At 44.6% G+C, this 19,613-nt stretch carries 20 protein-coding genes, 6 tRNA genes and 2 pseudogenes; 15 read left to right on the forward strand and 13 right to left on the reverse strand.

Translation table 11 applies throughout. The features are described 5' to 3' along the window. Positions 1-357 precede the first annotated feature (357 nt). Positions 358-2,391 (reverse strand): N-acetylglucosamine-specific PTS transporter subunit IIBC, encoded by a 2,034-nt coding sequence (gene nagE / locus XBJ1_RS13460; RefSeq protein ID WP_012989553.1) that lies wholly within the window; start codon positions 2,389-2,391, stop codon positions 358-360. Between the two features lie 332 nt (positions 2,392-2,723). Between nagE and nagB the strand changes: the two genes are divergently transcribed. The 9 genes from nagB to XBJ1_RS13505 all read left to right on the forward strand — a co-directional run bounded on the left by nagB (position 2,724) and on the right by XBJ1_RS13505 (position 6,740). Then, complete coding sequence (gene nagB / locus XBJ1_RS13465) at positions 2,724-3,530, forward strand: glucosamine-6-phosphate deaminase (RefSeq protein ID WP_012989554.1); 807 nt, start codon at positions 2,724-2,726, stop codon at positions 3,528-3,530. Between the two features lie 20 nt (positions 3,531-3,550). Further along, a complete protein-coding gene (nagA, locus tag XBJ1_RS13470) occupies positions 3,551-4,714 on the forward strand; it encodes an N-acetylglucosamine-6-phosphate deacetylase (protein ID WP_012989555.1) in 1,164 nt (387 codons plus the stop codon). A 12-nt stretch (positions 4,715-4,726) separates the two neighbouring features. Continuing rightward, on the forward strand, positions 4,727-5,950 hold the full coding sequence (gene nagC, locus XBJ1_RS13475) for a DNA-binding transcriptional regulator NagC (RefSeq protein WP_012989556.1): 1,224 nt from the start codon (positions 4,727-4,729) through the stop codon (positions 5,948-5,950). A gap of 155 nt (positions 5,951-6,105) precedes the next feature. Beyond that, positions 6,106-6,182, forward strand: a tRNA-Met gene (locus XBJ1_RS13480). Between the two features lie 5 nt (positions 6,183-6,187). Next, positions 6,188-6,272: transfer RNA gene (locus XBJ1_RS13485), tRNA-Leu, on the forward strand. Between the two features lie 71 nt (positions 6,273-6,343). Further along, positions 6,344-6,418, forward strand: a tRNA-Gln gene (locus tag XBJ1_RS13490). A 30-nt stretch (positions 6,419-6,448) separates the two neighbouring features. After that, positions 6,449-6,523, forward strand: a tRNA-Gln gene (locus tag XBJ1_RS13495). A gap of 53 nt (positions 6,524-6,576) precedes the next feature. Then, a tRNA-Met gene (locus XBJ1_RS13500) sits at positions 6,577-6,653 on the forward strand. A 13-nt stretch (positions 6,654-6,666) separates the two neighbouring features. Continuing rightward, positions 6,667-6,740: transfer RNA gene (locus XBJ1_RS13505), tRNA-Gln, on the forward strand. Positions 6,741-6,862: 122 nt separating this feature from the next. Here the strand turns inward: XBJ1_RS13505 and XBJ1_RS13510 are convergent. After that, positions 6,863-7,819, reverse strand: a complete 957-nt coding sequence (locus XBJ1_RS13510; RefSeq protein WP_012987297.1) for an IS110 family transposase — start codon at positions 7,817-7,819, stop codon at positions 6,863-6,865. A 245-nt stretch (positions 7,820-8,064) separates the two neighbouring features. Between XBJ1_RS13510 and XBJ1_RS13515 the strand changes: the two genes are divergently transcribed. Then, positions 8,065-9,069: an IS110 family transposase gene (locus XBJ1_RS13515; RefSeq protein WP_012987226.1), complete on the forward strand. Its 1,005-nt coding sequence runs from the start codon at positions 8,065-8,067 to the stop codon at positions 9,067-9,069. A gap of 25 nt (positions 9,070-9,094) precedes the next feature. Here the strand turns inward: XBJ1_RS13515 and XBJ1_RS21910 are convergent, their stop codons facing one another. From XBJ1_RS21910 to XBJ1_RS13535, 6 genes and pseudogenes are all read right to left on the reverse strand, one after another. Then, positions 9,095-9,301 carry a hypothetical protein gene (locus XBJ1_RS21910; RefSeq protein ID WP_162467458.1) on the reverse strand — a complete coding sequence of 69 codons (207 nt, stop codon included), beginning with the start codon at positions 9,299-9,301 and terminating at the stop codon, positions 9,095-9,097. Between the two features lie 197 nt (positions 9,302-9,498). Next, positions 9,499-9,660 (reverse strand): annotated as a pseudogene (locus tag XBJ1_RS19115) (tail fiber assembly protein); the annotation flags it as partial. Between the two features lie 20 nt (positions 9,661-9,680). Then, positions 9,681-9,869: a phage baseplate protein gene (locus tag XBJ1_RS13525; protein WP_012989558.1), complete on the reverse strand. Its 189-nt coding sequence runs from the start codon at positions 9,867-9,869 to the stop codon at positions 9,681-9,683. 131 nt (positions 9,870-10,000) lie between these two features. After that, positions 10,001-10,434 (reverse strand): annotated as a pseudogene (gene tnpA, locus XBJ1_RS13530) (IS200/IS605 family transposase). 164 nt (positions 10,435-10,598) lie between these two features. After that, the gene (locus tag XBJ1_RS20085; RefSeq protein WP_012989560.1) at positions 10,599-10,841 is read right to left on the reverse strand and encodes a type II toxin-antitoxin system RelE family toxin; all 243 of its coding nucleotides are present in this window, start codon (positions 10,839-10,841) and stop codon (positions 10,599-10,601) included. Positions 10,842-10,881: 40 nt separating this feature from the next. Further along, positions 10,882-11,136 carry a type II toxin-antitoxin system RelB/DinJ family antitoxin gene (locus XBJ1_RS13535; protein ID WP_012989561.1) on the reverse strand — a complete coding sequence of 85 codons (255 nt, stop codon included), beginning with the start codon at positions 11,134-11,136 and terminating at the stop codon, positions 10,882-10,884. A 202-nt stretch (positions 11,137-11,338) separates the two neighbouring features. Here XBJ1_RS13535 and XBJ1_RS13540 point away from each other — a divergent pair, with 202 nt between their 5' ends. Continuing rightward, complete coding sequence (locus tag XBJ1_RS13540; RefSeq protein ID WP_143827686.1) at positions 11,339-11,593, forward strand: Arc family DNA-binding protein; 255 nt, start codon at positions 11,339-11,341, stop codon at positions 11,591-11,593. A 222-nt stretch (positions 11,594-11,815) separates the two neighbouring features. Here XBJ1_RS13540 and XBJ1_RS13545 read toward each other — a convergent pair whose 3' ends face one another. The 5 genes from XBJ1_RS13545 to ubiF all read right to left on the reverse strand — a co-directional run bounded on the left by XBJ1_RS13545 (position 11,816) and on the right by ubiF (position 15,488). Further along, on the reverse strand, positions 11,816-12,079 hold the full coding sequence (locus tag XBJ1_RS13545; RefSeq protein WP_012989563.1) for a hypothetical protein: 264 nt from the start codon (positions 12,077-12,079) through the stop codon (positions 11,816-11,818). Positions 12,080-12,343: 264 nt separating this feature from the next. Further along, positions 12,344-12,820, reverse strand: a complete 477-nt coding sequence (locus XBJ1_RS13550) for a DUF2846 domain-containing protein (protein WP_012989565.1) — start codon at positions 12,818-12,820, stop codon at positions 12,344-12,346. A 141-nt stretch (positions 12,821-12,961) separates the two neighbouring features. Next, a complete protein-coding gene (locus tag XBJ1_RS13555; RefSeq protein WP_012989566.1) occupies positions 12,962-13,321 on the reverse strand; it encodes a hypothetical protein in 360 nt (119 codons plus the stop codon). Between the two features lie 123 nt (positions 13,322-13,444). Then, a protein-coding gene (locus tag XBJ1_RS13560) for an IS1 family transposase (protein WP_232503283.1) occupies positions 13,445-14,142 on the reverse strand; the annotation gives its coding sequence in 2 pieces (ribosomal slippage) (positions 13,445-13,893 and positions 13,893-14,142; 699 coding nt in all). A gap of 158 nt (positions 14,143-14,300) precedes the next feature. Then, positions 14,301-15,488 (reverse strand): 3-demethoxyubiquinol 3-hydroxylase, encoded by a 1,188-nt coding sequence (ubiF, locus tag XBJ1_RS13565; protein ID WP_038199170.1) that lies wholly within the window; start codon positions 15,486-15,488, stop codon positions 14,301-14,303. A gap of 203 nt (positions 15,489-15,691) precedes the next feature. Between ubiF and miaB the strand changes: the two genes are divergently transcribed. From miaB to corC, 4 genes are all read left to right on the forward strand, one after another. Beyond that, positions 15,692-17,122, forward strand: a complete 1,431-nt coding sequence (gene miaB / locus XBJ1_RS13570; RefSeq protein ID WP_012989570.1) for a tRNA (N6-isopentenyl adenosine(37)-C2)-methylthiotransferase MiaB — start codon at positions 15,692-15,694, stop codon at positions 17,120-17,122. Between the two features lie 24 nt (positions 17,123-17,146). Next, entirely contained in the window at positions 17,147-18,193 is a 1,047-nt protein-coding gene (locus tag XBJ1_RS13575) for a PhoH family protein (protein WP_012989571.1), read from the forward strand. Beyond that, complete coding sequence (ybeY, locus tag XBJ1_RS13580; RefSeq protein WP_012989572.1) at positions 18,190-18,657, forward strand: rRNA maturation RNase YbeY; 468 nt, start codon at positions 18,190-18,192, stop codon at positions 18,655-18,657. Before XBJ1_RS13575 ends, ybeY begins: the two co-directional genes overlap by 4 nt. 73 nt (positions 18,658-18,730) lie before the next feature. Then, positions 18,731-19,609 (forward strand): CNNM family magnesium/cobalt transport protein CorC, encoded by an 879-nt coding sequence (corC, locus tag XBJ1_RS13585; protein WP_012989573.1) that lies wholly within the window; start codon positions 18,731-18,733, stop codon positions 19,607-19,609. Positions 19,610-19,613: the final 4 nt, after the last annotated feature.

Below are 19,613 nucleotides of genomic sequence, written 5' to 3' on the forward strand. Positions count from 1 at the left end.
TATTTATCATTTTTATACTCAATGGATTTCGAGTTGCAACGCGACGGTAAGGGAACGAATCCCCGGGAGCATAGATAACGGTTTGGCTGGGATGAAGGAATACAGCCAACAAAACTACAATGCAGAAGATAAAGGGTATATATAAAGTAATAACAGACAAGGCTCTCATAATGCCGTAGCGTACAAATGTTGGATGTTCAGCTGAGGCTTTAAAAAAGATAAGCCATCACTGAATACCTCACTTTTGAAAAGGAAGATGTTAGTGACGGCTTAATCCATATTCGCTCACACAAAAAAATATCAAATACAAATCCGAGTGATTCTTGAAACTTAAGCGATATGATTACCCTAAATTCATTATATCACCTGAAATAAATTTGATTCTCTGGCAATAACAGAGTCTTTAGCGATTATAATGACGCCAGAATAATCATCGATATTGCTGATAATAACCGGGCTGATCATCGATTTAGCATGAGCATTCAAGTACTCAAGATCCAGTTTCAACAACGGTTCACCGGCTTTAACTGTCACCCCTTCTTCAATCAAACGCTCAAACCCTCTGCCATTAAGAGTGACGGTATCAATACCTATATGAACAATGACTTCAACACCATTATCTGCCGCAATACATACTGCATGATTTGTATCGAAAATTTTCACAACAGTCCCGGCAATAGGAGAAAAAACAGTATCCGACGTCGGCTTAATAGCAATGCCATCCCCTACCAACTTGCTGGAAAAGGCTTCATCAGGGACATCTTCCAGTTTGACCAATTCCCCTGTAACAGGAGCGATTAAAGTCAAGATTGGAATGCCTGTTTGCTGGCTATCTTCCTTTGTCTGAACATCAGACTCAGAGTATTGAGTTTCTATGATTGCCGCTACCGGGCCTTTTGCCAATACTTCTTTCATGGCACTGGCAATCAACTCTGCGCGGGTTCCAACTATGATTTGGGCGTTCTGTTTATTCAGACGGATAATTCCCGAGGCACCAAGATGTCTGGTCAGTCTATTATTGACCAATCCTGAGTCTTTGACGGATAAACGTAAACGGCTGATACAGGAATCAATCCCTGTCAAATTATCGGATCCCCCCACTGCGGCAATGTACTGACGTGCTTCTTCCTGAATGTTATTTACCCCATTCCTTCCTTGTTTTGCCGTATCAACATCATAACCATCGGTTTCATCCGTGGCTGATAACTCACGCCCCGGTGTCATCAGGTTGAATTTTTTGATGGTGAAACGGAATACAACATAGTAAAGGCAGAAGAATACCAAACCTTGTGGGATCAGCATGTACCACTTAACCGCCAGCGGGTTGCGCGAGGAGAGCAACATATCGACGAATCCGGCACTAAAGCCGAAACCTGCAATCCACTCCATTGTGGCCGCGATATAAACAGAAATTCCCGTTAAAATGGCGTGCAAAACATAAAGCACAGGTGCGACAAACATGAAAGAGAATTCAAGTGGCTCAGTCACCCCCGTGAAGAAAGCCGCAATAGCGCCCGCTATCATGATACCAGCAACTTTAGCTTTGTTTTCAGGACGTGCACAGTGGTAAATCGCCAATGCGGCTCCCGGTAATCCAAACATCATAATGGGGAAGAAACCTGCCTGATAACGCCCGGTGATACCCGCAATGGCCGTACCAGCCTCAATCGATTTCTGACCACCGAGGAAGTTAGGAATATCATTGATGCCGGCAACGTCAAACCAGAATACCGAGTTTAACGCATGATGCAGACCAACAGGAATCAACAGACGGTTAAAGAATGCGTAAATACCCGCACCTGTTGACCCAAGATTAGTGATACTTTCACCGAATGCCACCAGCCAGTCATAAACCACTGGCCAAATGAACATCAGGATAAAAGAAACCAGAATCATCAGGAAAGAGTTTAAGATAGGTACTAAACGGCGACCACTAAAGAATGACAACGCCTGTGGTAACTCGACGCTACTGTAGCGGTTGTACAGTTCAGCAGAAAGTACCCCAACCAAAATCCCGACAAACTGGTTCTGGTTATTGATCTTCCCGAATGCCTTTGGTACTTCATCAATCGGTATACTTTTAATCATGGCGATAGACGCGGGAGCACACAGGTTTATGACGACGATAAACCCGATTAAACCTGCCAGTGCAGCAGCGCCATCTTTATCCTTCGACATGCCATAGGCTAACCCAATTGCGAACAACATCCCCATATTGTTAAGGATGGCATTACCGGATGTGATAAGCAGTGCTGCCAGCGCATTATCAGCGCCCCAACCCGTCGGATCGATCCAGTACCCTATCCCTACCAATATTGCCGCTGCCGGCAATGTCGCCACAGGCACCATCAATGCCCGACCAATACGTTGTAAGTAGCTTAGAATGTTCACTCTTGCCCCCTTGAAGCTCCGTTAATGGAGTCTTTTTGTTAATTCATGATCTGATGACATCACTTATGTATTTCTTGTTAAAACATTTTTTAGTCTAAAAAGATTATTTTGTATCGCAAATTAAATCCTTCTGATATGTGATAAACGTCACCACATTTGATAAATTTTTAATCAATTATCTAGCTGGCACACAAAACTTATTTTATGATTAAAAATATCTTCGAGGTATTGAATGGGTCAAACCCGTCGACAGAACAGGTATGATAGGTGCTTTTGCCCTACGGCTATCCAGTCGCCCCCATAATTAATAACAAATGATTTAAGAGGTAATCATGAGGCTGATCCCCCTAACAAATGCAAGCGATGTCGGACGTTGGTCTGCTCACTATATTGTTAGCAAAATCAATAAATTCAATCCGACCGCAGAGCATCCTTTCGTGCTTGGCCTACCCACTGGCAGTACGCCACTGACCACCTATAGAGAACTTATTGCTCTGTATCAGGCGGGAAAAGTCAGTTTCAGGCATGTAGTGACATTTAATATGGATGAGTACGTCGGTATTCCTGAAGATCATCCCCAGAGCTACCATACGTTCATGTACCAAAGCTTCTTTAGTCATATTGATATTCCAAAAGAAAACATCAATCTGCTCAACGGTAATGCAGCAGATATTGATGCTGAATGCCTGCGTTACGAAAATAAGATCAAGTCCTACGGGAAAATCCACCTGTTTATGGGCGGGGTTGGTAATGATGGTCATATTGCGTTTAATGAACCCGCGTCTTCCCTCTCTTCACGCACTCGTATCAAAACGTTAACCATTGAAACGCGAACCGCAAACTCCCGTTTTTTCAATAATGATGTGGAACAGGTTCCGAAATATGCATTAACGGTCGGTGTAGGAACTTTGATGGATGCCGAAGAAGTCATGATTCTGGCAACAGGAATGAACAAAGCACTGGCCCTGCAAGCTGCAATAGAAGGCAATATCAACCATATGTGGACAGTAAGCTGCCTACAAATGCATCCTAAATCGATTATTGTCTGTGATGAACCCGCAACAATGGAATTGAAAGTGAAGACAGTGAAATATTTTCGCCAGTTAGAGGCGGATATTCTCAGTGAATTCGCTAGTTAGTATTTATTCAGGAGGCCAGAATGTACGCTTTAACTAACTGCGTTATCTATACCGGGTACGAGAGGCTTGATAACCACGCGGTTATCATTGCAGACGATTTGATTCAGCACGTTTGCCCGGTAAATGAATTACCAGAACATATTGAAAAACACGATTTGCAGGGCGCAAACCTCTCTCCAGGGTTTATTGACCTACAAGTCAATGGCTGTGGTGGCGTCCAATTTAATGAGCGACTGGAAGATCTTACGGAAGATACGCTGAATATCATGCAGAAAACCAATCAGCGCTACGGTTGTACCAGTTTCCTGCCGACGTTGATCACCAGTCCCGATGAATTGATGATAACGGCAATCGAAGTGATGCGTTCCTATCTGACAAAGCATCCTAATCAGGCGCTGGGGCTGCATCTGGAAGGGCCTTATATTAATCCCATAAAAAAAGGGACTCACAATCCAGCCTATATACGCAAGCCAACCTCCGAAATGGTCAACTATCTGTGCATTAATGCCGATGTGATCACTAAAATCACACTCGCTCCTGAAATAGTGGAAAGTAAGTATATTCATCAGTTGACCGAAGCCGGCATTATTGTTTCTGCTGGCCATTCCAACGCAACCTATGAAGAGGCTCGTCACGGTTTCCAGCATGGTATCTCTTTTTCCACCCACTTATATAACGCCATGCCCGCCATTTCCGGCCGCCAGCCAGGGCTAATCAGTGCCATCTATGACTCTTCCGAGGTCTATGCCGGCATTATCTGTGACGGAATGCATGTTTCATGGCCGAATATCCGCAACTCCAAGCGATTAAAAACCGACAAATTAATCTTAGTGACGGATGCCATCGTCCCTGCTGGCCTTGACCCGAAAACCAATACACTAGAACAATTTACCTTTGCCAATAAAACAATATACTATCGAAATGGCTTATGTGTTGATGAGAATGGCACACTGAGCGGTTCATCAATCACGATGATTGAGAGCGTCAAGAATAGTGTTGAATATGTTGGTATTGCTTTGGATGAAACATTGAGGATGGTGACGCTTTATCCAGCCCGAGCAATCGGTGTTGATAAACGCCTCGGTACGATTGAACCCGGTAAGGTCGCGAATCTGACTGCATTTACTCATGATTTCAACATCTGCAAAACCATCGTTAATGGAAATGAAATCGAACTATCGTGAGTATATCGCCTGATGAGTAATCATAATGCACAGAAGCAAATCGGTAATATTGATCTGGTCAAACAGCTTAATGGCGCCGTGGTCTATCGGCTGATAGACCAACATGGGCCAATATCCCGCATCCAGATTGCAGAAGAAAGCCAGCTTGCTCCCGCCAGCGTAACCAAGATTACTCGTCAGTTACTAGAACGGGGCTTGATAAAAGAAGTCGAACAGCAGGCTTCCACCGGAGGGCGGCGCGCGATCTCAATCATCACCGAAACTCACCACTTCCATACCATCGGAGTCAGGCTTGGCCGCCATGACGCCACGGTGGCGCTATTTAATATGAGCGGTAAGACGCTAGTGGAACAGCACTATTCAGTTCCAGAGAATACGCAACAGGAAGTCGAAAACCGGATTATCTCCGCCATTGAAGATTTCATCGAGAAAAATCAGCGGCGGCTCCGTGAACTGATCGCGATTTCAGTCATTCTGCCTGGCCTGGTTGATCCCGATGACGGTGTCATTCGCTATATGCCTCACATCAAGGTAGATAACTGGCCACTGGTCAAAAACCTCAACAATCATTTCAATATCTCTTGCTTTGTTGGTCATGATATTCGCAGCCTTGCACTGGCTGAACATTACTTCGGGGCAACCCGCAATTATGAAGATTCACTTCTGGTACGTATTCATCGTGGCACGGGAGCAGGAGTCATCATCAATAAGAATATTCTGCGCAACAAACGTGGCAATCTGGGTGAAATAGGCCACATCCAGATCGAGCCACTTGGCGAACGCTGCCATTGCGGTAATTTTGGCTGTCTGGAAACGATCGTATCCAATTCAGCGATAGAAACCAGAGTTCAACATCAATTACGACAGGGTTTTCCAAGCCAGCTAGCCTTGAATAATTGCAATATCCATGCGATCTGCCTCGCAGCCAATGAAGGTGATCCACTGGCAGTAGAAGTTATCAGACAAGTAGGGCACTATCTTGGCAAAGGGATCTCGATTGCGATTAACTTATTTAATCCTCAGAAAATCGTCATTGCCGGTGATATTACCGAAGCGGAACAGGTTTTACTCCCCGCGATTCAAAGTTGCATCAATACGCAGGTGTTAAAAGCATTCCGTGAGGATCTTCCGGTGGTAGTTTCTGAGCTAAATCACTGTTCTGCGATTGGTGCATTCGCCTTGACGAAACGTGCGATGCTAAACGGTGTACTGCTGCAACATCTTCTTGGCGGATAATTTTAACCTCCTTTGCCGATAAAATCGGCAAAGCGATTACAAGCCAAACAAACAAACATTTTTGTGCATAATTCTTTAAAAAAGCAGTTGACGCATCGGTCTGATATACGCATAATTCGCCCCGCACCGCCGATGAAGGCAAAGCGAAAAAAGATGGCTACGTAGCTCAGCTGGTTAGAGCACAGCACTCATAATGCTGGGGTCACAGGTTCGATTCCCGTCGTAGCCACCATCTTTGCGGGAGTGGCGAAATTGGTAGACGCACCAGATTTAGGTTCTGGCGCCGCAAGGTGTGCGAGTTCAAGTCTCGCCTCCCGCACCATTTCTTTCATTGGGTTGTACTTAAAATGTTATTTCAAATAACAGTTTAAGTTTTAGTGTGTTGTTTTCAGGTGGGGTATCGCCAAGCGGTAAGGCACCAGGTTTTGATCCTGGCATGCCCTGGTTCGAATCCAGGTACCCCAGCCATATTATTGAAAACAAGTGATGATATTCAGGTGGGGTATCGCCAAGCGGTAAGGCACCAGGTTTTGATCCTGGCATGCCCTGGTTCGAATCCAGGTACCCCAGCCATCATAATGAATACTGTTACAAACTTTACGATTTGATCATTATACATCGTAAATGGCTACGTAGCTCAGCTGGTTAGAGCACAGCACTCATAATGCTGGGGTCACAGGTTCGAATCCCGTCGTAGCCACCATTAACAATTCAATTGGGGTATCGCCAAGCGGTAAGGCACCGGATTCTGATTCCGGCATCCCAGGTTCGAATCCTGGTACCCCAGCCATATTCATCAATGTGTTGCATGAAACGATATATTGAAAAAAAATAGAAAAAGAATATACAGGAAGAATATTCTTTGATGATGACAGCTACCAAATGGTGGTTAATGAGCAACTGTCTTTCACTTTACACCGTGTGGAATGATTCGTCCCACGGTCTATTTGTTTTTATCATTGCATTGAGAATGACCAGTAATTTACGCATACACGCAACGATGGCGACTTTGTTTGGCTTGCCTGCTTCGGTCAATCTCTTGTAGAAAGCGCAGAGAACGGGGTTAAATCTAATTGCCGTTAACGTGGCCATATATAGCATTCGACGCACCATTGCTCTTCCTCCAAAGATTGTTCGTTTCCCCCGGAAAAATCCAGAATCTCGATTAAACGGTGCAACACCAATCAAGGCACTAATTTCCCGGCGTGTTAACTTACCCAACTCCGGTACATCAGCGATCAAAGTGGCTATTGTGGCAGGCCCAACGCCTTTTACTGTAGATAATAAATCGAGTTTGGAACGATGATAGGTTTTAATGTGTTTAGACAAGGCAGATTCAATGACCTTAAGCTGTTCCTGTATAAAGCTGATCATTAAAGTGATGCTTTCTCGAATGTCTGGATGGCAATTCCCCAACCTTTGGCGTTCTGAGATGGAAAGTACGACCAATTGGCGACGACGTGCGATCATGGCTTGCAAGACTCGTTGCTGAGCAGAGGGCAATATCCTGACTATTTTATCCCGGTCTGTTCGTTGAGATAAAACCAGGGCTAACTGTGCCAGCACCTGAGCATCTATTTTATCGGTTTTGGCTAAGTTACCCATTGCCTTAGCAAAGTCACGGGCTTGTCGGGGATTGACGATAGCAACAGCCAGCCCTATGGTCTGTAAAACACAAGCAACGGATACCTCATAACCCCCTGTTGCTTCTAATACAACTAAATCAATCTCATAGTTGGTCAGTGTAGCCGCTAGTTCATCATGACCTTCAGGGGTATTTGGATATGTCATTACGGTTCCCTGAGCACCAAGTGCAATTTCAAGTGAAGCTTTGGCAACATCAATACCGATACAAATCGTTTTAGTCATGGTTCTTCGGCTCCCATTCTTGCAAATACGAATTGTGTTTCAAGCAACTGTTCGGGTTTCTCGAAGAAAAGTCACAATCATGCGTCGAAAGCTCATTAACGGGCTTAATCCCTTGATGGTTATCTGACTGCATGATTGTTACCAATCTAACTTAACCATAATAAACCAGATTAAAGATACAAGATGGTCCCCACCACCCTGTGAGCGGTATGCTGGCAGGGTGTTTCTTTCAGGAGAAGACCATCATGCAAAACGTTACGCTTATTGGTATTGATCTCGGCAAACATTCTTTCCACGTTCACTGTCAGGACAAATCAGGAAAGGCCCTGCTGCGTAAAAAATTTACCCGCGCCAGACTGATGGAGTTTTTAGCGGGATCGCCATCAGCGACTGTTGTAATGGAAGCCTGCGCCGGTGCTCACTTTATGGCTCGCCGGATCGCTGCTTTTGGTCACGAAGCGAAGCTGATTTCTCCACAATTTGTTCGTCCTTTTGTAAAGAGCAACAAGAACGATTTTGTGGATGCTGAAGCCATATGCGAAGCTGCATCTCGTCCCTCCATGCGATTTGTGCAACCACGAACAGAGGCGCAACAAGCTATGCGCGCCCTGCATCGGGTCAGAGAATCACTGGTCAGAGACAGGGTTAAAACCACTAATCAGATGCACGCTTTTTTACTGGAATTTGGCATCAGTATGCCGATCGGAACCGCCGTGATAAAAAGACTTTCAACCGTCTTGGCAGAGAACGAACTTCCTCCCTATCTGGCACAGTTGCTGATGCGCTTACATGCCCATTATCTTTATCTTGTCGAACAGCTCACCGAGCTTGAGACGGCACTGGAGCAGGAGCTGAGACGTGATGAAACAGGACAGCGTCTTCAGACAATACCGGGCGTGGGTCCGATAACTGCCAGCGTCTTATCATCGCAGCTGGGCGATGGTAAGCAGTATGGCTGTAGCCGGGATTTTGCTGCTTCAACCGGTCTGGTACCACGCCAGTACAGCACGGGTGGCAAAAATACGCTTTTAGGGATAAGTAAACGCGGAGACAAAAATCTGCGACGGTTACTTGTCCAGTGCGCCAGAGTCTTTATCCAGAGAATCGATTATCAGTCAGGAAGGCTGGCTGAATGGGTAAAGGCTCAGCTTGAGCGAAAACACTCAAATGTTGTGGCCTGTGCGCTGGCCAACAAATTAGCCCGGATAGCCTGGGCAATCACAACACGGCAAACTGTGTTCGAAAGGTAACGACGACGCCAGTCTGACTGGCAGGTTAATCGTTAATTAAAGCAGTTCCCAATCTGGTTTTGCGAAGACTGATTATTGATGACATGAACGGCTTATCGACCTGATGGAATCCTGACATAAAAAATGGCTCTCTGAAGCCGTGCGGTTTTTTAGGCTTATCAGGTGCGGAACTCATCGAGGCGCGGGCATCCCTGCCCATAGTGACGCCGGATAGATTTAAGCAAGCCAACATCAATCAAAAATCAGTGTTGCAAAAAAGGTGGGGACCATAGATTTTTTTGTTTTTCTGCCGCTAACTTTACCCGCCACTACGCGATGGCTTTTCACACCTATCACGGCTATAAATCCCCCTGACTCAAACTCCACCCCACTACCTGCTAATCTCCCTTATGGGCTAGTTATTGAATGAAGGGGCATCAAGCCTTGTGTTCACTTCGGCTGCTCCGGCCATTGGATATCAGGTGCGGTAGTGCAATCCACCCGATTGAGCAGCACCCGGTATTTACGCCATTCGGTTAGTGCGGATTTCTCCGAGTCGGTGGCCATATCCAAATCAACCGCATCCTGTAACGGCGGGATATCGCCCCATGCAGGTAAACCATTCTCGCCCACTACGCGGCGCTTGCCCTCGGGTGACCAACCATGATCCCTGCAATCGTAATCTCTTTTGGTTCCAGAACAGCATGGTCAGCAATTGCCGCTCCCGATTCGATAGGGTTTTCAGTAATGCGTAGATTTGAACTGTGATTCTCGATAACCACGCAGTCAAATTGAAACTCACCAATAGAACGCGTTATCACCGAAGCTCACATGGTGTTGAAAGCGCTTAGTAAGTCCATAGTCAGATCCAGTAAAAATCCCCCTTCATAGAAGGGGGCATTGATTTCGCCCCAAAGGGGCGCTATTAGTTCAGACTCTGAGAGCCTTCACTTCACATCCCTTTCAACGATAATTGATTGTCCTCATGTTCGTGCTTCTCTTGATACTTCACATACTTCCTTATCATTTCTTCATTTATACCTACGGTATCTACACAGTAGCCTCTTGACCAAAAATGATTTCCCCACAACTTTTTCTTTCTCAAATAGGGAAATTTATTAAATAGACGAATAGCTGTTCGGCCTTTTAGATGACCAAGCACTTGAGATACTGATAATTTTGGCGGAATTTTTACTAAAAGATGCACATGATCTATTTGAACATTCAATTCCACAATTTCTATTCCGAGCTGCTCACTGGAAATCCTTATCTGCTTATTTCCTTTCCTACATTATTTTTCAGGATCCTAAATCGGTATTTGGGTGTCCATACGATATGGTATTGACAACACCAAAGCACATGCGATGCTTTCTTGAATCTACTCATGGTTAAATCCTTCTCTGTTATGGGGATAACGGATTCGGATTTTCCCATGAGTAGCATTATTGGCAGAGCCAACCTGTTGCTAACCACCTCCGCAGGAGGTGGTTTTCAGTTAAGAATAAAAAAGGTCGCAAATGCGACCTTATATTAAGTTATGAATTTATTACTTATCGTACAATACGTTCACTGGCTATCTTATAGGCTTTAGAGTCTTCTCTTTTACCTACAGCAATAACCCATATCACAATATCTTCATCTATCACCTGATAGACAAGACGAAATCCAGAAGAGCGAAGCTTTATTTTGAAGCAACCTGCCAAATCACCGTGTAATCTGGCAGATTCAATATAGGGATTATCCTGTAGCTTCCGTAGCTTCTTTTTAAACTGTTCACGAATGCTGTTATCCAGCTTCTACCATTCTTTTAAAGCGCGTTCGTCAAACTCAATATTAAATGTCATCGAGATTTACCCGAATTCGTTTGGCGGGATTTTTTAGGCGATCGCGTACTACATCCAAAATATCTTCATCTTCATCATGCTCTGCAACCATCACTGATACCTCAGTAAATGGCAGTTTTTCATTCTCTGCCACATAACGCAGGAAGAGTCGCATTGCATCGGAAGGAGATAGATTCAGTTTCTCAAATGCCTGATATGCATTCTTTTTTAGTTCTTCATCCACTCTGATCTGAATTGTGCTCATAGTGTTACCCTTTGTAATGACACTTGTATTACATTGTATGTTACTTCACCTATGATGCAATGAGTTTTACAAAATTTTCGTAAAGCCAGCCATCCGTGGCTTGGGGTTATACTGGTAAAGACTCCTGCCTGAGATTATTTAGAATCCGCGAGTTATCAAAAGTGTTCAGCGTAAGATGAGCGGTCAATCTCTTAAGTATTGATTGCACCTCTCCGGAATTCCATTCGCTTTCTCTCGGGGAAGATCAATGAACTCCGAAATTGTCCAAATCTTGCAAGATGCACTTGATACTGGTGTTAGCCAGATCGACCCAAGTATGTCGCCAGAGGATGCTCAGGCCACGTTCGAGGATGGAATGGAAGAATTGAGAAGATTGCTTACCAAAAAACAGGAAGAAATATTAAATACAGCCAGAGTGTTTGCAAAGTTAACCAGCTCCAACAAAAAAGCCCCGTGATGGGGCTTTATGATTACATTGAAGCTAGATTTTTTGATAAGAGATAGAAGAACATAACCACGAATGCAACAACTGCAATTATAATTGTCTGCTTCTTATTTTTCATTTTTTATCCATAATGTTTTGAGTAAAAACTTTTATATATTAGAGTATTATAAGAAAGCAATCCATAAAAAAAGCCCGTGATGGGGCTGTTTGGCTTTCAGAGAAAACTAAAAGGCATTATTCTTGTTCTTGCTCTTTTTTACAGTTAGTTAGATGCTGCGTTATCCCGCCATAACGTGGATTACCAATCGTAAGTGTCGCTATGCGGTATTTTGGAGAAAAATCTTCACTAAATTCGCCATCGTCATATTTAAATTCTCTTTCTGACATTAGCTTCCTGCCATCCCGCGTTACTGGCGGCGCAGTCATAGCCATCTCATGACCGACATAATCACCTGATTTCATCCCATGAATTGTCATAGCCCCATTTTTAAAGGTCATTTTGGCTTTCACTACCGTTAGCGGGAAAGAATATTCACTTCCTTAGTCTACTGCTACGGCATTCATTGACAGACCTATTTTACAAGTATAAACGCCATTAAATTCACTGTAGTTATCACCGCACCCTATTAAGGTAAGCGCTGTACATACTATTAGTATCCTTTTCATAACATCCTTACATTTTTTGCGGTAATCATAACAGTTGATTGCTTAAAATAATCACAAGAAAAGCCCGTTGGGGCTTCTCTTGGCTTTCAGAGAAAATCAGCTATCACAATGTCCTTCCTTTGCAAGACGAACACCCGCCTGAGATATTACCCTTTTTCCTTCTTCCTCTGTTGATGCACTCAAACCAGCACCACCAACAAAAACTCCCATTTTTATGTATTGCCTTATGAAGTAATTTTTTCCAGATTCGGTGAAAATTACTAGGTCATTAGGGGAGAACTCTGATTCGGTTGATATTTTGTGGTTTTGGCTGCCTGATACTTGTGTGTAGAAAAACGTTTTATCTGCTGTTTCTCCAATACACTTCCCATCAACATAAATGTCTTTTTTTAGAGCCTTACCGACAAAGCTGTCGCGGTAGATATATAAGCCAGATTTGCTTTCCTCTGGGGCAGAAAAGCTTTTAGCTTGTGCTGATTTTTGTTCAGTTGCAAGAGGTACGCTGGCACAACCATTGAGAAACAAAGCGCCTAAAAGAGAAGCTGATAAAAGTAATTTTTTAGTATTCATCATAAAAAACAGAACCTTTTGTATAAAAGTAAAAAAACTAACCTCGCAACTGAGGTTACTTAGATAGAGTTTGTGTGATGGATGTCCAGTTAAAATCTCTCTTTAAGGCACGGATGGTTTTAAAGCCCCGTCTGGGACTGTTTTCTAACGCTCAATGACGTATAAATCGGATTTATTTATTTCCATTCTAATATGAGCTATCCCATTAACTATCAATGAGTTTGGAGGACGAGGCGTATCGCTTATATCAATCATAGCTTCGACTTTACCGCAAAATACTTTATCTCGCCCCTCTGATAGGATGTTCGAGGGATTTGCATTGGCATCAATATCAAATGTAACCAAACATGTTTTCTCAATCCCTTTATCCTGATCCATTATGATAATGTTAGACAAAGATTTTATAACCAAATCCGAATATGTTTGCTCAGGTGTCTTTTGTTCTTTTTCGCCACACCCTGCTAATGCCATTAATGACAACAATAAACAAACTGACTTTTTCATCACATTCTCATTGTTAAATATTTCCTACATTTAACCACTGAGATAATGATAAGTGTTACTGATTATTTGATCAGCAATTTCAGAAGTGTGAGAGGAGTTACAAAAGTCGGTCATGACTCTATTTTATTGATAGTGATGAATGTTCAGATAATATCCTATAATTCTGTCATGCATTTCTATGGATTTTGAAAAAGACAATGTTTTGCGAGTCAGTCTTGCCAAATGTTGACGAAGATTCAGGTTATGCTTCTCTATGCGTTGGGTATAACGCTTGCTGGCCACATGGCGTTTCCCTGCGAGTGCTTTTTCGTAATTTTTCCAGCCATCTGTCATATAAATAATAATGTTGAAAGGTGCCAGTAAAGCTAATAGGCGCATTAATGTCTTTTTTGTTCTTGGACCAAAAACATGGGCGATCACTTTTCGTCTTATCCTGTCGTCGGCATAAAAGAGCCAACGAGGCGGCTTCTTTGACTTTACGTAAGACCATTGTTCATCCATTTCGCAGCAGACAATCACTTCAGTGCCAGGTTTAATCGCTTCTGTTACCGATTTGGGTTTGAGTTTTTTAAATGCCGAAGTACGGTATTCAGGCCAATCCCCATCACTCGTGCTGTCGCCCGACATCCCATTCCATTCATAGCCATATCGACGATTTGCTTATGGGTACCGAGACGACAAGCGGCATAAGTGAACTCCTGTTGCCAGGAGTGACGGCAGGATTGGCAAAGATAACGTTGGTGACCAGAACGCGAGCGCCCATTGCGATGGATCCCTTTCACTGCGGAACAAGAGGGGCAAGTTACATCAATCTTTGCCATTTGAATGTTTTCCAAATAGACAGACTATACATGATTCAATAAATTGATGTCACGACCTACACGACCCCAGAGCCGGACTTCGTAGCCATCCAAGCCCTGTTTCTTCAAAATCACTTTCTATCTCCCAGCACTGATCCGTTTGAATTACTACAGATTAACTACAACCCCAATGCATATTTCAGCGCCAGCTTTTTCATCGCCCCTGAACGTTGTGCCGCCATCAGCGCTAAATTCCGCATGGTTTTCAAGCCCGGCAAATCATAGCTGAATGCGGTGTGGAAGAGATCCATACCCGCCTGCATCACTAAATTATCCGGCATCCTGCGACGCTGATAACGCACCAATACCGCTTGAGAATCCCACTCTTCCTGTAATTCTTTAGCGTTTATCAGCACCTTAAGCAAAACCTCAACATCTCGATAACCTAAATTCACGCCCTGCCCGGCCAATGGATTAATGGTATGAGCCGCATCGCCAAGCAAGGCCAATCCCTCACGCACATAGTGGCTGGCATGGTGACGAGTAAGAGGAAACGAACCCACAGCAATTGGAGTCACTTTGCCCAAGCGGGAGGGAAATGCCTGAAAGATTTCTCGCTCAAGCTGTACCATCGTCATCGATTGTAATTGACGAATTCGGGCAGGAGAATCGTACCAGACCAATGAAGCCCACTGATCAAACAGAGGTAGGAAAGCTCTCGGGCCAGAAGGGAAAAACTGCTGCCATGTGGTGTCCTGCTGAGGTTGTTCAGTTTTGACGGTAATTAACATACATGACTGCCGGTATTGCCACCCATTGCTGCCAATACCGGCCAGTTGTCGAACCTGAGAGCGGGCACCATCTGCACCAATGATCAGACGCGCATTCATTTCCGTGCCATCCATCAATGTTACTTGCCATATTTGATGTGCATGCTGCCGTTGCATCGATTTCAGGGCGGCCGGGCAAAACAGTGTCAGATTCGGGTAACGTTCAAACTCCTGCCACAGTGCCAATTGCAGGATGTAGTTCTCTACCATATAGCCCAACTCTGTCAGCCCAAGACTTTGAACATCGAAAGTCACGTTGGAATCATGCTGCTCCCACGTCTCCAATTTCCGGTAAGGTGCACTGCGCATCCGCAAAACATGGTTCCAAACACCCAATTGTTTCAATAAATCCACGGAAGCGCAGCTAATTGCAGATACGCGAATATCCGGTTCATTACCTTCATTATAAGGCTGCGGCAACTGATGCTCCAGTAACGCGACACGCCAGCCCTCTTGTGCGAGTCCCAAAGCCGTCGCTGCACCAACCATACCCGCACCCACGACGACGATATCGAATTTTTGCTGTGGATTATTCATATTCATCACGCCATTAACTTCCTGATTAAAATAGTGTACCGGAATTTTCCCTTTCCGGCTGTGAATATCCGATGTTACAGTCTGGTCACTGGTGCCTCAAATGACTACAATAGCCTGTAATATTATGCTAAATACATTATGTTCAATACACTGCGCTTTTCAGTGTTGATGCAACATTTCACTGGAAATACCGGATACATAAAATGTCGACGATAAAAAAACTGTATATCAAAACCTGGGGCTGTCAGATGAACGAATATGATTCATCCAAGATGGCCGACTTACTGGAAACCACTCACGGTTATCAGTTAACCGATGTCGCCGAAGAAGCAGATATCTTACTCCTGAACACCTGTTCAATCCGTGAAAAAGCCCAAGAAAAAGTCTTCCATCAGCTCGGGCGCTGGAAGGGTTTAAAAGACAAAAATCCCGAAATTATTATTGGTGTCGGTGGCTGTGTTGCATCTCAGGAAGGGGATTTCATCCGCCAACGCGCTCCTAGCGTTGATATTATCTTCGGGCCTCAAACCCTGCATCGCCTGCCTGAAATGATTAATCATGTGAAAGGCACCCACAGTCCAATAGTTGATATCAGCTTCCCTGAGATCGAAAAATTCGACCGAATGCCAGAACCTCGGGCAGAAGGCCCGAGCGCATTCGTCTCCATTATGGAAGGCTGCAATAAGTACTGTACATTCTGCGTCGTTCCTTACACCCGAGGAGAAGAAGTCAGCCGTCCTTGTGATGATATTTTGTTTGAAATTGCCCAGCTTGCTGCTCAAGGCGTACGTGACGTTAACCTGCTCGGTCAGAACGTTAACGCTTACCGAGGCGCAGCATTCGACGGGGATATCTGCACATTTGCGGAATTACTGCGTCTGGTCGCGGCCATTGATGGTATTGACCGCATTCGCTTCACCACCAGCCATCCTATTGAATTTACCGATGATATTATCGCGGTTTACGAAGACACACCGGAGTTAGTCAGCTATCTGCACCTACCCGTACAGAGTGGCTCTGACCGTATCCTGACCCAGATGAAACGTGCACATACCGCACTGGAATACAAAGGGATCATCCGCCGTCTGCGCAAAGCACGTCCTGACATTCTGATCAGTTCTGACTTCATCATCGGTTTCCCTGGTGAAACACAGGATGACTTCGAAAAAACCATGCAACTGATTGCCGATGTGAATTTCGACATGAGTTTCAGCTTCATCTATTCAGCGCGTCCGGGAACCCCTGCGGCCGATTTGCCGGATGACGTGAGTGAAGAAGAAAAAAAACAGCGCCTGTATCTGCTCCAGCAGCGTATCAATCAGCAGGCCATGAGCTTCAGCCGCGCAATGGTTGGCAGTACACAGCGTATTCTGGTTGAAGGCACATCCCGCAAAAATATCATGGAGCTTTCCGGCCGTACTGAAAATAACCGCGTGGTTAATTTTGAAGGAACGCCTGACATGATTGGCAAGTTCGTTGATGCCGAAATTGTTGACGTGTATGCCAACTCCCTGCGCGGTAAAGTTATCCGTACAGAAGATGAGATGAATTTGCGCATCCATGAGTCACCTGAGTCAGTCATCGCCCGTACCCGCAAGGAAGATGAAATCGGCGTTGGCATTTATCAGCCTTAACAGGCCCTAACATAGAGATAATCAGTGACACAAATAAACTCACAAGTAGCAACACAAGAGATCTTTCTGGAACCCGCAGATAATCAACGGCTGATGAGTCTGTGTGGCCCACTTGATGACAACCTGAAACAACTTGAGCGTCGTCTTGGAGTAGAGATCAGCCGCCGCGACAATCGTTTCAAACTGGTGGGTAAGCCATTGTGTGTCAGTGCAGTAGCCGGTATCCTGCGCCATCTTTACGTCGAAACCGCACCTGTCCGCAGCGTGATCCCAAACATTGAACCTGAACAGATTCATCTGGCCATCACAGAAAGCCGCGTGCTGGAGCAATCGGCAGAAAGTATTCCTGACTACGGCAAGGCTGTGAATATCAGAACCAAGCGGGGTGTTGTGAAGCCCCGTACGCCCAACCAAGCACAATACATTGCCAATATCCTTGATTATGATATTACCTTTGGGATTGGGCCAGCAGGGACAGGGAAAACTTATCTGGCCGTTGCCGCCGCCGTTGATTCACTGGAACGTCAGGAAATCCGTCGTATCCTGCTAACTCGTCCAGCAGTTGAAGCGGGTGAAAAGCTGGGATTTCTGCCGGGTGATCTGAGCCAGAAGGTCGATCCTTATTTGCGCCCGCTTTACGATGCGTTGTTTGAGATGCTGGGATTTGAAAAAGTTGAGAAGTTGATCGAAAGAAATGTTATTGAAGTGGCTCCACTGGCCTATATGCGTGGACGTACCCTCAATGATGCCTTTATTATTCTCGACGAAAGCCAGAATACCACCATTGAACAGATGAAGATGTTTTTAACCCGCATTGGCTTCAATTCCAAAGCGGTGATTACCGGTGACGTGACTCAGATTGACTTGCCAAAAGGCCAGAAATCCGGCCTTAGCCACGCAGTAGAAGTCTTGTCTGAAGTTGATGAATTAAGCTTTAATTTCTTCCATAGCGAAGACGTTGTCCGCCATCCGGTGGTCGCCAAAGTCGTTATCGCCTATGAAGCATGGGAATCTGCGGAACAGAAACGGAAGCAAGAGCTTAATGATAAACGCAAGCAGGAAGCGCAATGAATTCAGTTATATTAGATTTACAAATTGCATGTGAAAATCCAGAAGGGCTGCCTGATGAAGCCCTTTTCCAGCGCTGGCTGGAGAGTATTCTGCCACAATTTCAGGCAGAAAGTGAAGTAACAATCCGCTTGGTCGATGAGGCAGAAAGCCACGATTTAAACCTCACTTATCGCGGGAAAGATAAACCAACCAATGTGTTATCCTTTCCGTTTGAAGCACCGCCTGAAGTGGAATTGCCTTTGCTCGGTGATTTAATCATCTGTCGTCAAGTTGTTGAACAAGAAGCAGAGGAACAACAAAAAACAGTTGAAGAACACTGGGCACACATGGTAATTCACGGTTCTCTCCATCTGCTTGGATACGACCATATCGAAGACGATGAAGCAGAAGAAATGGAATCTCTGGAAACAGAAATTCTACAAAAAATGGGTTATGCTGATCCCTATCTTGCGGAAAAAAAATAACCGTTAGCATCATTTTTATGCTAAAAATTACGATTTACAATATTAATTAATGGGGAATTTTCATTCAAACGCCATGAGCGACGACCATCCTTCAAATAACGATAGCCCTGGCCCTAAGAAAGGCTTTCTTGCGCTTCTTAATCAACTTTTTCACGGTGAACCAAAAAACCGTCATGATTTGGTTGAACTGATCCGTGATTCTGAACAGAACGATCTGATCGATCCCGATACTCGAGAGATGCTCGAAGGGGTAATGGATATTGCTGACCAACGCGTGCGCGACATTATGATCCCTCGCTCACAAATCGTTACCTTAAAACGAAATCAACCTCTGGACGAATGTCTGGATGTAATTATCGATTCGGCTCACTCACGCTACCCTGTAATCAGCGAAGACAAAGATCACATCGAAGGCATTTTGATGGCAAAAGATCTTCTGCCATTCATGCGCACGAATGCAGAGACTTTCAGCATTGATAAAGTGCTGCGTCAGGCTATTGTGGTGCCAGAGAGTAAACGTGTTGACCGCCTGCTGAAAGAGTTCCGCTCCCAGCGTTACCATATGGCAATTGTGATCGATGAATTCGGTGGTGTTTCCGGTCTGGTCACGATCGAGGACATTCTTGAGCTGATTGTTGGCGAAATAGAAGACGAATACGATGATGATGACGATAACGATATTCGTGCCTTAAGCCGCCATACTTATTCAGTACGGGCATTGGCTCAAATCGAAGATTTCAACGATGTTTTCGGCACCAATTTCAGCGATGAAGAAGTTGATACCATCGGTGGGCTAGTGATGCAGGCATTTGGTCATCTACCTTCCCGGGGTGAATCTATCGACATAAATGGTTATCTTTTCAAAGTAGCAATGGCAGATAGCCGGAAAATCATTCAGGTTCATGTCAAAATACCGGATGATGCTGACGTTCCTGGCCTTGATAAACAATAATAGG

It is taken from the genome of Xenorhabdus bovienii SS-2004 (assembly GCF_000027225.1).
Lineage (GTDB): Bacteria > Pseudomonadota > Gammaproteobacteria > Enterobacterales > Enterobacteriaceae > Xenorhabdus > Xenorhabdus bovienii_C.

What these genes read in the sequence shown, in the direction of transcription:
- nagB (WP_012989554.1), top strand. Translation starts at nt 2,724, where the DNA reads ATGAGGCTGATCCCCCTAACAAATGCAAGCGATGTCGGACGTTGGTCT.
- nagA (WP_012989555.1), top strand. Translation starts at nt 3,551, where the DNA reads ATGTACGCTTTAACTAACTGCGTTATCTATACCGGGTACGAGAGGCTT.
- nagC (WP_012989556.1), top strand. Translation starts at nt 4,727, where the DNA reads ATGAGTAATCATAATGCACAGAAGCAAATCGGTAATATTGATCTGGTC.
- XBJ1_RS13510 (WP_012987297.1), bottom strand. Translation starts at nt 7,819, where the DNA reads ATGACTAAAACGATTTGTATCGGTATTGATGTTGCCAAAGCTTCACTT.
- XBJ1_RS13515 (WP_012987226.1), top strand. Translation starts at nt 8,065, where the DNA reads ATGCAAAACGTTACGCTTATTGGTATTGATCTCGGCAAACATTCTTTC.
- XBJ1_RS21910 (WP_162467458.1), bottom strand. Translation starts at nt 9,301, where the DNA reads ATGTTGGCTTGCTTAAATCTATCCGGCGTCACTATGGGCAGGGATGCC.
- XBJ1_RS13535 (WP_012989561.1), bottom strand. Translation starts at nt 11,136, where the DNA reads ATGAGCACAATTCAGATCAGAGTGGATGAAGAACTAAAAAAGAATGCA.
- XBJ1_RS13545 (WP_012989563.1), bottom strand. Translation starts at nt 12,079, where the DNA reads ATGACCTTTAAAAATGGGGCTATGACAATTCATGGGATGAAATCAGGT.
- XBJ1_RS13550 (WP_012989565.1), bottom strand. Translation starts at nt 12,820, where the DNA reads ATGATGAATACTAAAAAATTACTTTTATCAGCTTCTCTTTTAGGCGCT.
- XBJ1_RS13555 (WP_012989566.1), bottom strand. Translation starts at nt 13,321, where the DNA reads ATGAAAAAGTCAGTTTGTTTATTGTTGTCATTAATGGCATTAGCAGGG.
- ubiF (WP_038199170.1), bottom strand. Translation starts at nt 15,488, where the DNA reads ATGAATAATCCACAGCAAAAATTCGATATCGTCGTCGTGGGTGCGGGT.
- miaB (WP_012989570.1), top strand. Translation starts at nt 15,692, where the DNA reads ATGTCGACGATAAAAAAACTGTATATCAAAACCTGGGGCTGTCAGATG.
- ybeY (WP_012989572.1), top strand. Translation starts at nt 18,190, where the DNA reads ATGAATTCAGTTATATTAGATTTACAAATTGCATGTGAAAATCCAGAA.
- corC (WP_012989573.1), top strand. Translation starts at nt 18,731, where the DNA reads ATGAGCGACGACCATCCTTCAAATAACGATAGCCCTGGCCCTAAGAAA.